The sequence below is a fragment of the Ramlibacter sp. genome, from assembly GCF_041916345.1.
Lineage (GTDB): Bacteria > Pseudomonadota > Gammaproteobacteria > Burkholderiales > Burkholderiaceae_C > Ramlibacter.
The window spans coordinates 1-12,300 of sequence record NZ_JAYRZR010000007.1 but is presented as its reverse complement, the minus strand read 5'-3'; the positions used below and the strand labels follow the sequence as shown (position 1 = coordinate 12,300).

The following is a 12,300-nucleotide window of genomic DNA, read 5'->3' as shown; positions in this document are numbered from 1 at the left end:
ATCAGGCACCGAGATAGGCTTCCACCACCACCGGGTCGCGGCCCACGGCCTCGGGCTCGCCCTGGGCGATGAGCCGGCCGGAGGCCAGCACGTAGAGCTTCGAGCACAGCGACATCACGAAGCGCATGTTGTGCTCGATCAGCAGCACGGCCACGCCGTCGTCGGCCACCTTGCGGAAGATGTGCGCCAGGCTCTCGGCCTCGGCGTCGTTCATGCCGGCCACCGGCTCGTCGAGCAGCAGCAGGCGCGGCCGGGTGGCGAGCGCCCGCATCATCTCGATGCGGCGCTGGTGGCCGTAGGAGAGGCCGCCGGCGCGATGCTCCGCCAGCGCCGTCATCTCGAAGCGCTCCAGCAGTTCCATCGCCCGCTCGCGCATCTGTCGCGCCTCGGCCCGCGCCGAGGGCAGGCCCAGCAGGTTGGCCCACAGACCGGTCTGCTCATGCCGGTGGAAGCCGGCCAGCACGTTGTCGAGCACGCTCGCGTCCGGCACAAGGCGGATGTTCTGGAAAGTGCGCGCCACGCCGGCGCGGGCCAGGGCCGGCGCCTCCAGGCGCGAGACGTCCTGGCCGTCCAGCAGCACGCGGCCCTGCGTGAGGTGCAGGATGCCGGTGATCAGGTTCACCACCGTGGTCTTGCCGGCGCCATTGGGGCCGATCAGCCCGGTGATCTGGCCGGCGGGTGCCTCCAGGCTCACGCCGTCCACGGCCGGCACGCCGCCGAAGTGGCGCGCCACGTCTTCGAGAACCAGGGTGGCGGTCATCAGCGGCCTCCTGCTTCAACGGCTGCGCCCGCAGGCCGAACAGGTGCAGAGGAGGCGGGCGCAGGCACCGCCCGCGCGCGCAGCTGGCGGTCCTTCCAGTGGGCGATCACCGTGTCGGCCAGGCCGCGCGGCAGGTACACGATCACCAGCATCAGCAGCACACCCTGCACCACCGCTCGGTAGTCCGCGAATACGCGGAAGATCTCCGGCAAAGACGTGAGCACCACCGCGCCCACCACCGCGCCCCACACCGAGGTGCGGCCGCCGAGCACCACCATGGCCAGGCCCGCCACCAGCAAGCTGAAGCCGTAGTCCTGCGGCGTGATGCTGTAGCTGCTGAGCGCGTGCAGGCCACCCGACAGGCCTGCGAGTGCGCCCGAGAGGATGAAGGCGATCCGGTGGTAGTAGGGCACCGAGATGCCCAGCGAGACGGCGACCGTCTCGTCCTCGCGGATCACGTCGAGCGCACGGCCGAAGCTGTAGCGCCCCATCATGACCAGGAAGGTCACCACCGCCAACGTGATGCAGAACAGCGAGAGCGTGCCCGCCGCATGGGGAATGCTGTTCACGCCCATCGGGCCATTGGTCACGCTCACCCAGTTCTGGGTGACCGACATCACGATCTGCACGAAGGCCAGCGTGGCCACGGCCTGGAACACGCCGCGCAGCCGCGACAGCGGCAGGGCCAGCAGCACGCTGGCGAAGGTGCCCAGCAGCATGCCGGCCACAGCCGAGAGCCAGGGGTTCCAGCCCAGCTTGGTGGTCAGCAGCGCCGTGCAGTAGGCACCCAGCGCCGCGAAGCCCGCGCTGCCGAGCGAGAACACGCCGGCGCGCAGCACCACGTACTGGCTGGCGGCGAACAGCACGTTGACCAGGATGTGGTCGAACAGCGACTGGTAGGTGGAAAAGAAGCTGAGCATGTCCGGCCTACGCGCGCTGCACCCGCATGGCGGCAGTGGGCTGGCCGAACAGGCCGGTGGGCCGCACCACGATCACGATGAAGAGCGCCAGGAACACGATCGCCTCGGCAAAGCCCGATGACACGTAGGCCACGCTCAGCGTCTGCACGATGCCGATGGCCAGGCCGGCGATCAGCGCGCCAGGGATGCTGCCCAGGCCGCCGAGGATGATGATGACGAAGGCGCGCAGCAAGAGCGGCTCCCCCATCGCGAAGTGCACCGAGTTGAAGACCAGGCCGATCAGCACGCCGGCCATGCCGGCCAGCGCGCCGGAGATGAAGAACACCTGCAGGTTGACCGGACCCGGGTTGATGCCCAGCAGGCGCGAGGTCTGCTCCGCGTAGGCGACCGCCCGGATTCGCAGGCCGAAGCTCGTGCGGTACAGGTACCAGACCAGGCCCACCACCATCACGATCACCAGCCCCACGATCACGAGCTGCAGCAGCTGGATGCGCAGGCCCATGAAGGTGAACAAGACGATGGGGAAGGCGTCGAAGGGGAAGCGCATGATGGCCGTGTTGGACACCTTCTGCGCGATCGACAGCAGCACCAGATCCGCCCCGATCGAGGACACGATGGCCGAGAACTCCGGCGCCTGGCGCCGTCGCAGCGGCCGGAAGGCCAGCAGCTCCAGCAGGATGGAGACCACGCCGCCAGCCAGCATGCCGGCCAGCAGCGACACGTAGATCGGCGCGTCCAGCTTGAGCATGACGAACAGGCCCGCGAACGCCCCCCACATGAACACCGAGCCGTGGGCCATGTTCATGATGTGGTTGACCCCGAAGAGCAGGGTGAAACCGAGTGCGAACAGCCCGTACACGCTGCCCACCACGATCCCGTTGAGGACTTGTTGCATCAACATGCGGGGAGCATAGGTGCGCGCCTCCCGGCGGTATGTCCCCCCGGGGAGGGACGGGTTTGCCCGTGGTCCCTTTGCAGGGGGACAGACCCGCCCCCCCCGGCGGGCTACCGTGGCCGCCTCATCCAGCCCGCAGGAGAACCGCATGCGCCCGCTTTCCACCGATGCTTCCGCCGTGGCGCAGGGCCCGGTCACGCCCGCGAGCGGCCTGTTCGACCCCTTCGCGCCCGACTACGTGCAGGACCCCTACCCGGTGCTGGCCCGGCTGCGCGGCAGCGAGCCGGTGTTCTTCTCGCCCGAGATCGGCTCGTGGGTGGTCACGCGCTTCGAGACCGTGAAGACGGTGCTGCGCGACAACCAGCGCTACTCGGCCAAGCTGGTGTCCGATCCGCTGCGGCCGTTGTGCCCGCATGCGCGCGGCATCATCGCCGGCGCCGGCTTCGACGTGCCGCCACTGCTGGTGAACAATGACCCGCCCTCGCACACGCACTACCGCGCCTTCTTCGGCGCGCCCCTCACGCGTGAGCGCCTGACGGCCCTGCGGCCCTTCATGGAACGCACGGTGGACCAGTACCTGGACCGGCTGCTGGCCGGCCCGCAGCCAGCCGACCTGGTGGCCGGCCTCACCTGGGACGTGCCGGCACTGGCGCTTTTCGAGCTGCTGGGCATCCCGGCGGAAGACGTGGCGCAGGTCAAGGAGTGGGCGGCCAGCCGCGTGGTGCTCACCTGGGGCCGGCCCACCGACGAGGAACAGGTGCAGCTCTCCGAAGGCGCGGTGGCCTACTACCGCTACGCCCACTCGCTGGTGCAGCGCAAGCTGGCGCAACCGGGCGACGACTACATTAGCGAGTTGCTGCGCGCGCGCGATGGCGACGACACGCGGGCCACGCTGCACGAGATCGGCGCCACCGCCTTCAACCTGCTGTTCGCCGGCCACGAGACCACCTCCAGCGCGGCGGCCAATCTGTTCAAGGCCGTGCTGCCCCGGCGCGACCTGTGGGCCGCGCTGGTGCGCGGCGAGCAGGCCATCGCCTCGGTGGTCGAGGAGGCGCTGCGCATCGATCCGCCGGTGCAGGCCTGGCGGCGCCAGGCGAAGGAGGAGGTGGTGCTGGACGGCATCACCCTGCCCGCCGGCAGCCGGCTGCTGCTGGTGTTCGCCGCCGCCAACCACGACCCGCAGCAGTTCCCCGAGCCCGAGACCTTCACGCCCGGGCGCCGCAACGGCCTGCAGCAGGTGGCCTTTGGCGCCGGCCCGCACTTCTGCCTGGGCGCGCCGCTCGCGCGCCTGGAGCTGGAGGTGATGGTGCAGCGCACCGCCGCCCGCCTGCCCGGCCTGGCCCTGGTGCCGGACCAGGACTTTCCGTACACGCCCAACACCTCCTTCCGTGCCCTGCGCCGCCTGATGGTGACGTGGTGACACGCCGACGACCGTGACCCGACCGAACCCATGACCCCCCGCTTTCCCCGCCTACCGCTCGACGACGAGATGGCGATCCGCGGCCTGTTCGCGCGCTACGGCCATCTGGCCGACGCGGGCGACCCCGGCTTCATCGACCTGTTCTCCGAGGATGCCACCTGGACGCGCGAGAACTCGCCCCCCGCCTCCATGGGCGGCTCGGGCCTCCCGCGCGAGACCATCGGCCGCGCGCAGCTGGGCGCGCTGATGACCGAGGTGATGCAGAAGAAGTTCCGCCAGCGGATGCACCACCAGTTCACCGACTTCTACGTCGAGCCCGGCGACGGCCCCGACGACGCGGTGGGCCATGCCCGCGCCCTGATCACCGACTGGCGCGACGGCCCCGGCAAGTTCTCGATGTTCGGCAAGTACAGCCTGCGCTTCGTGCGCACCGCGGACGGCTGGCGCATCCGCCACGCCAGCGTGTACGTGCTGCCCGACGGCCAGTGAAGAAAGCCCCGCCATGAGCGCCAGCGAAGCCACCCCCATCACCGCGCCAGACGCCCCCGTGCTGGACGAGGACCCGTTCTCCGACGAGAACATCGCCAACCCCTACCCGCTGTTCGAGCGCATGCGGGAGATGGGTCCGGCGGTGTTCGTGCAGCCGCACGGCTACTACGCGGTGGGCCGCCATGCCGAGGCCGGCATCGTGGCCAGCGACTACGCGCGCTTCACCACCCAGGGCGGCGTGGGCATGAGCGACATCCGCAAGCCCGGCGCCTGGCGCCCGCGCAGCCCCATCACCGAATGGGACCCGCCGGAGCACACGCGCGTGCGCGCGGCGCTGCAGAAGATCCTGTCGCCGCTGGTGGTAAAGACCTGGCGCGAGGCCTTCGAGCGCCGTGCGGAGGAGGTGGCCGAGGCCGCCCTCGCCAAGGGCCGCATCGACGGCGTGGCCGACGTCGCCGAGGCCTTCGTGCTGGACGTGTTCCCGAAGGTGCTGGGCGTGAACGTGCCGCCGGAGCGCATCAAGCAGACGGGCGAGTTGAACTTCAACCAGCTCGGCCCGAACAACGCGCGCCTGCAGGCCGCGCTGGCGAAGACCGCGCCGCTGATGGAATGGTACGTGAACATCCTGCAGCGCGAGCACATGCTGCCCGGCGGCTTCGGCGAGAAGATCTACCAGGCCGAGGACGCAGGCGAGTTCGACGCCGGCACGGCGCCGCTGCACGTGCGCACCTTCTTCCGCGCCGGGGTGGACACCACCATGGCCGGCATCGGCTCCACGCTGAAGCTGCTGGCCGAGCACCCCGACCAGCTGGCTCTGGTGAAGCAGGACCCGGCGAAGATGATCAAGAACGCCTTCGAGGAGGCGCTGCGGCTGGAGTCGCCCGCGCAGGTGATGTTCCGCACGACCACGCAGGATGTGGAGCTGGGTGGCGTGAAGCTGCGTGCCGACACCAAGGTGGGCTATCACATGGGCGCGGCGAACCGCGACCCGCGCCAGTGGAAGGCCCCGGACCGCTTCGACGTCACGCGGCAGACCGCCGGCGTGCACCGCGCCTTCGGCGCCGGCGCGCATGTGTGCATCGGCCAGATGATCGCGCGGCTGGAGGCGGAGTCGGTGCTGGGCGCGCTGCTGCGCCGCGTGAAGGCCATCGAACCCGATGGCGAGGCGCGGTGGCGGCCGGTCAATACCTTGCGCACGCTGGATGTGCTGCCGCTGCGGCTGGTGACCTGAAGCGCGACTGGCCCTCGGCCTGCCCCCATCCCCGAAACGGAATCCCCATGCAATTCATCGTCGACATCCTCCCCAACTTCCCCCACGACTGGTCGAAGGAGAAGCTCACCGAGATGCTGCGCCTGGAGACCGAGGCCGCGATGGATCTCATGGACCAGGGCGTGCTGCTGCGCATCGACCGCGTGGTCGGCCGCGGCGGCAACATCAGCCTGTGGCAGGCCGCCTCACCCGAGCAGCTGGACGCAGCGCTGCAGTCGCTGCCGATGGCGCCCTACATCCGGATCCAGGTCACGCCCATCATGAAGCACCGCGTGCAGATCGCCTACGAAGCGCGACTCGCCCAACGCGCCCGCTAGTCGGCCGCGGCAGCAAGCAGTGTGTCCCCGCAGCGGGGGACTGCGCGCCAGCCCGACCCTTTTGATACTGGCCCCAGACCGGGCGCGTCTGTCCGGCCCCCAGCAGAAACCCACCAGGAGACACCCCATGGCCCTTCACCGCAGGCACACTGTCGCTGCCGCCGCCCTCTTTGCCGCCCTGCCGCTCGCGAGCTTCGCGCAGGGCAAGGAGATCCCCGTCGGCGTGTTCAACGCGATGACTGGCACCTACGCCTTCGGCGGCGTGCCGATCCAGAACGGCATGAAGCTGGCGCTGGAAGAGGCCAATGCGGCCGGCATGCCCGGTGGCAACAAGTTCAAGGTGTTCGAAGGCGACACCGCTGGCGAGAAGGGCCAGACCATCAGCCTGGTGAACCAGTTCATCAAGCGTGACAACGCCATGCTGATCCTGGGCCCCACCACCAGCGGTGAGGCGCTGGCGGGTGCGCCGGTGGCCAACGAGCTGAAGACGCCCATCCTGGCCATCGGCAGCTCGCCCGGCATCATCGCCACCGGGCCCTACGCCTTCAAGATCCAGGCCACGCCCGTGGACATCATGAACTTCCTGGGCAAGCTGGCGGTGGAGAAGCTGGGCGTGAAGCGGGTGGTGACGATCATCGACCAGAGCAACGACGGCTACGTGGGCCAGAAGAACGCCCTGGTGGACTACATGAAGGGCGCTGGCGCCACCATCGTGGCCGATGAGAAGTTCGTCTCCTCCGAGAGCAACTTCCTGGCGCTGGCCACCAAGGTGGCCAACATGCAGACCGACGCGATCTTCATCGCGGCACCGGCGGAAGTGGCTGCCAACCTCATCATCCAGATCCGCCAGGCCGGCATGGACCCGAAGGTGAAGATCATCGGCCCCAGCACCTTCGGCTCGCTCGGCTTCATCAAGGCCGGCGGCAAGGCCGTGGAAGGCACCTACGTGGTGGCCGACTACTCGCCCAACAACAGCTCGGCGATGAACCAGGCCTTCGTGAAGGCCTACCAGGCCAAGTACAAGGCCGTGCCGGACAACTGGGCCGGCATGGGCTACGCCCTGGGCACGGTGGCCGTGCAGGCCGTGCGCAACGCCGGCCCCAACCCGGACCGCCAGAAGATCCGCGACGAGCTGGCCAAGCTGAACAAGGTGCCCATGGTGCTGGGCACCGGCACCTGGAGCGTGGACGACAAGCGCAACCCCAGCTATGGCGGCGTGCTGCTGCAGGTGAAGGACGGCAACTTCGTCAGTATCCAGTGACGCCGCGCGCGCTTCCTTCCGCGCTGTCGCTGGAGGGTCGGCGCGTGCTGGTCACCGGCGCCGCCAGCGGCATCGGCCAGTCGGCCGCGGCCTGCCTGGCCGCCCTGGGCGCGCAGCTCGTGCTGACGGACCGCAACCCGCTCGACGAGACCGTCGCGCAGGTGAAAGCCGCTGGCGCGGAGGCGCCCCTGTGCATCCAGGGCGACATCACGCAGGACAGCCTGCAGGACCAGTTGCTCGCCCAGGGGCCCTACTTCGCGCTCGCCAGCGCTGCCGGTGTGTTCAACGGCCTGCCCGGCATGAGCGCGCAGGAGAGCTTCGAGTTCGTGATGGCCATCAACGTGCGCGCCACCATGCGCCTGGCCAGCGCGTGCGTGGACCAGATGATCCCGCGGCGCGAAGGCTACGTCGTGCTGGTGGGCTCCGCCGCCGGCCGCAACGGCGGCGGCCTGCCCAATGACTCGCAGGCCTATGCGGCCTATGCCGCCTCCAAGGGCGGCGTGCACACGCTGGTGCGCTGGCTCTCGCGCCGCGCGGTCGGCCATGGCGTGCTGGTCAACGGCGTGGCCCCCGGCATCGTGGCCACGCCGCTGTCGGCCACGCTGACGGTGGACACCAGCATCCTGCCCATGAAGCGCATGGGCCGCCCGGAGGAACTGGGCTGGCCGATCGCGATGCTGTGCACGCCGATGGCCTCTTTCACCAGCGGCGCGATCCTGGATGTGAACGGCGGGATGTTCGTGGGCTGACGGCCTACGCCGTCATCCCCCCATCCACGTTGTAGACCGCGCCGGTGACGATGCTCGCCGCCGGCGAGAGCAGCCAGAACACCAGGTTGGCCACTTCGTCGGCGCTGGCGGCGCGCTTGAGCGGCTGGTTGATGAAGTGCTGCTTCAGCGCCGCCTCCACCTGCTCCTCGGTGCGGCCGTCCACGCGGAAGGTGCTGCGCAGCAGCGGCGTGTCGATGGGGCCAGGGCAGATCACGTTGATGCGGATGCCGTGCGGCGCGAACTCCAGCGCGGCCTGCTGCGTCATGCGGATCACGGCGGCCTTGGAGGCGCCGTAGATGCCCAGGCCGGCCTCGGGCCGGCTGCTGCGCTGACCCGACACCGAGGACGTGTTGACGATGGCGCCGCTGCCCTGAGCGCGCATCACCTTGCCCACCGCCTGCATGCCCAGCAGCACGCCCTTGACGTTGACGGCGAAGATGCGGTCGAAATCCTCCATGCGGAAGTCCAGCAGCGACGACTGCGGCCCCACGATGGCGGCGTTGTTGTGGAAAAGGTCGATGCGGCCGAAGCGCTGCACGGCGGCGTCGGCATAGCGCTTCACGTCGGCGGGCTGCGCCACGTCGGCCTGCACGCCCAGGGCGCGGGCGGTGTCCATGGTGGCGAGCGCGCTGTCCAGCGCGGCCGCGTCGCGGTCGACGATGACCACGTTCGCCCCCACGCCCAGCAGCTGGTGCGCCAGCGCCAGGCCCACGCCGCTGGCGCCGCCGGTGATCACGGCCGTCTGGCCGGCGAAGGGGTGCGATGGCTGGCTCATTGCAGCACCACCGGCAGCGCCTCGGGCGCGCGAAAGACGAAGGTATGCATGTGCTTCGCGGCGTCGGGCTCGCGCAGGCGCATCTTCGGATAGCGTTTGGCGAACTCCTCCAGCACGATCTTCATCTCCAGCCGCGCGAGCGGGGCGCCCAGGCAGAAGTGCACGCCATTCCCGAAGGTCAGTTGCCGGCGCGCGTTCTTGCGGCCGATGTCGAAGCGCTGCGGGTCCTCGAACACCTCTTCATCCCGGTTGGCGGAGGCCAGCGACAGCATGATGGGCGCGCCCTTCGGGATGGCGACGCCGCGGAACGTGACGTCCTGCATGGCGATGCGGCGCCAGCCGATCACCGCGCCAGCGTAGCGCATGCCCTCTTCCACCGCGTTCGCGGCCAGCGACGGGTCGGCGCACAGGCGCTCCCACTGGTCGCGGTGCTGCAGCAGCGTGCGGAACGTGTTGGTGAGCTGGTTGGTGGTGGTCTCGTGGCCGGCGAAGGCGACGCCGAAAGTGTGGTTGGTGGCCTCGGCCAGCGTCATCACGCTGTCGTCACCATTGCGGATGGCGAGGATGCGGCTGGTGAAGTCGTCGCGCGGATGCTTCAGGCGGTCTTCCACCATGGCCTTGCAGTACTGCCAGTAGGCCACCAGGTTCTTCGCGCCTGCGATCTGCTGCTCGTAGGTCGCCGGGCTGAAGTCGATCACGCTGCGGGTGCCGGCCCACTTCTTCACGTTCGGGATGTCCGATTCCGGAATGCCCAGCAGCTTGAAGACCACCTGCGCCGGCAGCTCGTAGTTCACGTCGCGCAGCAGGTCCACATCCGGCTGGCCGTCGATGCGGTCCAGCGCCGCCGCCACCAGCTGGCGGATGTGCGGCTCCAGCCGGATGAATTCGCGCAGGTTCAGCACCTGGCTGGTCACGCCGCGGATGCGCTTGTGCGTCTCCCCATCCAGGCTGCTGTGGCTGCCGGTGGGCGCATAGCCGCCTTCCTGCAGGATCTTCTGCGCGTCCGGGTGCATGGGCGTGACCGGCCGCGTGGTGTTCTGCGAGGAGAAGCGCACGCCGTCGTGCAGCACCTCGTAGGCATCGGCATGCTTCGTCAGCACCCGGTAGCCGATCTCCTCGCACCAGAACACCGGCTCCTCGCGGCGCAGCGTCTCCAGCGCCGCATGCAGCTCCGGGCGGTAATAGGGCTTGAAGCCAGCGGCAGCGCCGGCATGAAAGGGGCAGGCGGAAATGGCATTCATCGCGTGTCTTTCGTGAGGCTGCGCGCTCAGCGCATGGCCAGGCCGCCGTTCACGTCCAGCGTGGCACCGGTGACGAAGGCGGCGCCCGGCGACACCAGGTAGCTCACGGCGGCGGCAATTTCCTCCGGCACGCCGATGCGGCCCAGCGGCACCGCGGCCGTGCCCAAGTACTTCTGGCCCTGCTGCTCGGGCGGCACGGTCTGGTGCAGCATGGGCGTGTCGATGGGGCCGGGCGCGATGGTGTTGCAGGTGATGCCCAGCGCGGCGGCCTCACGCGCCACCACCTTGCTCATGGCCAGCACCGCGCCCTTGGAGGCGCTGTAGGCGGCACCGCTCTGCAGCCCGCCGATCTGCCCGGCGAGCGACGCGACGGTGACGATGCGGCCCTGCGCCACCGGCGCGGTCGTGCGGCGCAGCAGCTCGCGGATGCACAGGAAGCTGCCGCGCGCGTTCACCTGCATCACACGGTCCCATTCGTCGATGCTGATGGCGGTGGTGGGCAGGCGCCCGGGCGTCGGGCTGGTGCTCAGGATGCCGGCGAAGCAGCACAGCACGGTGACCGGGCCCAGCCGCTGCTGCACGGTGTCGAAGGCCGCGGCGATGCTGTCTTCGCGCGTGACGTCGATGGCCAGGCCGATGTGGCCCTGCCCGGGCAGGCTGGCGGCGGCGCTCGCCGCGGCCTCGGCCCGCAGGTCGGCCACGGCGACGACGAGACCGTCTTCGGCGAGGCGGCGGGCGCTGGCCAGGCCCAGGCCGCTGGCGCCGCCGGTGATGAGCGCGATTCGCTGCATGGGGTTCAGTCCTTGTCCGGGTGGGCGGTGGTCCAGCAGTCGACGAGGGCGCTGCTGATGTAGGCGCTGGTGGTCTGGCCACCGTCGACAGCGAGCACCTGGCCGGTGACGAAGCCGGCGTCGTCGCTGCACAGGAAGGCCGCGGCCCCCGCGATCTCTTCCGGCAGGCCGGGCCGCCCCATGGGCGTGGTGCCGACGATGTTGGCGTAGAAGCCGGCCGTGTTCAGCCGCCCGGCCGTCTGCGGTGTGGCAATGATGCCGGGCGCGATGGCGTTCACGCGGATGCCGCGGTCCGCATAGTCGGCAGCCAGGTTGCGCGTGAGGCCGATCACGCCCGCCTTGGCCATCGAGTACACCGCTTGCCGCCGATAGCCCACCAGCCCCAGGGTCGAGGCGATGTTGCACACCACGCCCCGGCTGGCCAGCAGCTGCGGGAAGCATTCGCGCGTGATGCGGAAGTTGCTGCGCAGGTTGATGTCGATCCACTTGTCGTAGTCGGCGTCGCTGGTCTCGTGGAAGGGCGGGCAGTTGCCCAGGCCGGCGTTGTTGACCAGCACGCGGATGCCGCCGAAGGCCTGCACGCAGGCCGCCACGATGCGTTGCGGCGCATCCGCCGCGTTCACGTCGACCTGCAGCGTGCGCAGGCGGTCCGACGCAGGCAGTTCGGCCAGGCCGGCCGCGTTGACATCCGCCGCCAGCACCTGCGCGCCCTCGTCGAGCAGCCGCAACGCAATGGCACGGCCGATGCCCGAGGCCGCCGCGGTGACGATGGCCGGCCGGCCCTCGAAGCGCTTCACTGGACTCATGCCACTTCCCACACGTCGTACACCGGACCATCCGACTCGCGCGTGCCGGTGCCGATGGCGACCTTGTCGTTCAGCCACGCGAGGCGCGGCGCGGCGGTCTCGAACTGCACCAGCACGCGGAAGTAGTCCGCTCCGCGCGGGATCGGCTCACGGTTGACGATCTGGCGCATGATCTCCGGCGTGGGCCCGTTGCGGCGCCCCTGGTACGTCATGTAGATCAGCTCGCCCTGGGTGGTCTGCAGCATCAGGCGTACATCGAGGTGCAGGCCGCCATCGGGCCGCTCCAGCACCACGTCGGCGCCGCCGGGCAGCACCTGGCCGGACAGCCGCTCACCCTCGAAGTGGCCGCCGCTCACCACCATCACGCGCCGCGTGAAGCCGTGGGGCACGGCGCCCACCAGCTGCGGCGGCGCCGTGACGATGGCCTTGATCGAGAACAGGGGTTGCAGCGTGATGGGGGTCATTGGTAGATGTTGGCCCCTATCGAGCCATCAGGTTCAAGTAGAAGCCAACACCCCCGTTCAAACCGTGCATGCGGATTTCCCGCACACGGCTTACCAGTGGTCTGTCGGCACGCAGCATTAC

At 69.7% G+C, this 12,300-nt stretch carries 14 protein-coding genes; 6 read left to right on the top strand and 8 right to left on the bottom strand.

Features of this window, described 5'->3' with window-relative positions; translation table 11 throughout:
* Position 1: 1 nt before the first annotated feature.
* From ACE3T5_RS03545 to ACE3T5_RS03535, 3 genes are read right to left on the bottom strand one after another with little or no spacing between them, the layout of a single operon-like run.
* Complete coding sequence (locus tag ACE3T5_RS03545; RefSeq protein ID WP_374664512.1) at positions 2-760, bottom strand: ABC transporter ATP-binding protein; 759 nt, start codon at positions 758-760, stop codon at positions 2-4.
* Complete coding sequence (locus tag ACE3T5_RS03540; RefSeq protein ID WP_374664510.1) at positions 760-1,680, bottom strand: branched-chain amino acid ABC transporter permease; 921 nt, start codon at positions 1,678-1,680, stop codon at positions 760-762. Before ACE3T5_RS03540 ends, ACE3T5_RS03545 begins: the two co-directional genes overlap by 1 nt.
* 7 nt (positions 1,681-1,687) lie before the next feature.
* A complete protein-coding gene (locus ACE3T5_RS03535) occupies positions 1,688-2,581 on the bottom strand; it encodes a branched-chain amino acid ABC transporter permease (RefSeq protein ID WP_374664508.1) in 894 nt (297 codons plus the stop codon).
* Between the two features lie 142 nt (positions 2,582-2,723).
* Here ACE3T5_RS03535 and ACE3T5_RS03530 point away from each other — a divergent pair, with 142 nt between their 5' ends.
* From ACE3T5_RS03530 to ACE3T5_RS03505, 6 genes are all read left to right on the top strand, one after another.
* Positions 2,724-3,995 carry a cytochrome P450 gene (locus ACE3T5_RS03530; protein ID WP_374664506.1) on the top strand — a complete coding sequence of 424 codons (1,272 nt, stop codon included), beginning with the start codon at positions 2,724-2,726 and terminating at the stop codon, positions 3,993-3,995.
* A gap of 30 nt (positions 3,996-4,025) precedes the next feature.
* A complete protein-coding gene (locus tag ACE3T5_RS03525; protein WP_374664504.1) occupies positions 4,026-4,484 on the top strand; it encodes a nuclear transport factor 2 family protein in 459 nt (152 codons plus the stop codon).
* 13 nt (positions 4,485-4,497) lie between these two features.
* The gene (locus ACE3T5_RS03520; RefSeq protein ID WP_374664502.1) at positions 4,498-5,715 is read left to right on the top strand and encodes a cytochrome P450; all 1,218 of its coding nucleotides are present in this window, start codon (positions 4,498-4,500) and stop codon (positions 5,713-5,715) included.
* A gap of 47 nt (positions 5,716-5,762) precedes the next feature.
* Positions 5,763-6,071, top strand: a complete 309-nt coding sequence (locus ACE3T5_RS03515) for a muconolactone Delta-isomerase (protein WP_374664499.1) — start codon at positions 5,763-5,765, stop codon at positions 6,069-6,071.
* Between the two features lie 127 nt (positions 6,072-6,198).
* Positions 6,199-7,332 (top strand): ABC transporter substrate-binding protein, encoded by a 1,134-nt coding sequence (locus ACE3T5_RS03510; RefSeq protein WP_374664497.1) that lies wholly within the window; start codon positions 6,199-6,201, stop codon positions 7,330-7,332.
* Positions 7,333-7,376: 44 nt separating this feature from the next.
* Complete coding sequence (locus tag ACE3T5_RS03505) at positions 7,377-8,081, top strand: SDR family NAD(P)-dependent oxidoreductase (protein ID WP_374664495.1); 705 nt, start codon at positions 7,377-7,379, stop codon at positions 8,079-8,081.
* A 4-nt stretch (positions 8,082-8,085) separates the two neighbouring features.
* Here the strand turns inward: ACE3T5_RS03505 and ACE3T5_RS03500 are convergent, their stop codons facing one another.
* The 5 genes from ACE3T5_RS03500 to ACE3T5_RS03480 are packed head-to-tail and all read right to left on the bottom strand — an operon-like array spanning position 8,086 to position 12,179.
* Complete coding sequence (locus ACE3T5_RS03500; RefSeq protein ID WP_374664493.1) at positions 8,086-8,877, bottom strand: SDR family NAD(P)-dependent oxidoreductase; 792 nt, start codon at positions 8,875-8,877, stop codon at positions 8,086-8,088.
* On the bottom strand, positions 8,874-10,118 hold the full coding sequence (locus tag ACE3T5_RS03495) for a cytochrome P450 (RefSeq protein WP_374664491.1): 1,245 nt from the start codon (positions 10,116-10,118) through the stop codon (positions 8,874-8,876). The genes ACE3T5_RS03500 and ACE3T5_RS03495 overlap by 4 nt, the downstream gene beginning before the upstream one ends.
* Before the next feature lie 26 nt (positions 10,119-10,144).
* A complete protein-coding gene (locus ACE3T5_RS03490; protein WP_374664488.1) occupies positions 10,145-10,909 on the bottom strand; it encodes an SDR family NAD(P)-dependent oxidoreductase in 765 nt (254 codons plus the stop codon).
* Between the two features lie 5 nt (positions 10,910-10,914).
* Positions 10,915-11,715, bottom strand: coding sequence for an SDR family NAD(P)-dependent oxidoreductase (locus ACE3T5_RS03485; RefSeq protein ID WP_374664486.1), 801 nt, complete (start codon positions 11,713-11,715; stop codon positions 10,915-10,917).
* Positions 11,712-12,179, bottom strand: a complete 468-nt coding sequence (locus tag ACE3T5_RS03480) for a DUF3237 domain-containing protein (protein ID WP_374664484.1) — start codon at positions 12,177-12,179, stop codon at positions 11,712-11,714. Before ACE3T5_RS03480 ends, ACE3T5_RS03485 begins: the two co-directional genes overlap by 4 nt.
* Positions 12,180-12,300: the final 121 nt, after the last annotated feature.

Bases quoted from the DNA above. Each gene is read 5' to 3' on its own strand.
- ACE3T5_RS03545 (WP_374664512.1), bottom strand. From the start codon at position 760: ATGACCGCCACCCTGGTTCTCGAAGACGTGGCGCGCCACTTCGGCGGC.
- ACE3T5_RS03540 (WP_374664510.1), bottom strand. From the start codon at position 1,680: ATGCTCAGCTTCTTTTCCACCTACCAGTCGCTGTTCGACCACATCCTG.
- ACE3T5_RS03535 (WP_374664508.1), bottom strand. From the start codon at position 2,581: ATGTTGATGCAACAAGTCCTCAACGGGATCGTGGTGGGCAGCGTGTAC.
- ACE3T5_RS03530 (WP_374664506.1), top strand. From the start codon at position 2,724: ATGCGCCCGCTTTCCACCGATGCTTCCGCCGTGGCGCAGGGCCCGGTC.
- ACE3T5_RS03525 (WP_374664504.1), top strand. From the start codon at position 4,026: ATGACCCCCCGCTTTCCCCGCCTACCGCTCGACGACGAGATGGCGATC.
- ACE3T5_RS03520 (WP_374664502.1), top strand. From the start codon at position 4,498: ATGAGCGCCAGCGAAGCCACCCCCATCACCGCGCCAGACGCCCCCGTG.
- ACE3T5_RS03515 (WP_374664499.1), top strand. From the start codon at position 5,763: ATGCAATTCATCGTCGACATCCTCCCCAACTTCCCCCACGACTGGTCG.
- ACE3T5_RS03510 (WP_374664497.1), top strand. From the start codon at position 6,199: ATGGCCCTTCACCGCAGGCACACTGTCGCTGCCGCCGCCCTCTTTGCC.
- ACE3T5_RS03500 (WP_374664493.1), bottom strand. From the start codon at position 8,877: ATGAGCCAGCCATCGCACCCCTTCGCCGGCCAGACGGCCGTGATCACC.
- ACE3T5_RS03495 (WP_374664491.1), bottom strand. From the start codon at position 10,118: ATGAATGCCATTTCCGCCTGCCCCTTTCATGCCGGCGCTGCCGCTGGC.
- ACE3T5_RS03490 (WP_374664488.1), bottom strand. From the start codon at position 10,909: ATGCAGCGAATCGCGCTCATCACCGGCGGCGCCAGCGGCCTGGGCCTG.
- ACE3T5_RS03485 (WP_374664486.1), bottom strand. From the start codon at position 11,715: ATGAGTCCAGTGAAGCGCTTCGAGGGCCGGCCGGCCATCGTCACCGCG.
- ACE3T5_RS03480 (WP_374664484.1), bottom strand. From the start codon at position 12,179: ATGACCCCCATCACGCTGCAACCCCTGTTCTCGATCAAGGCCATCGTC.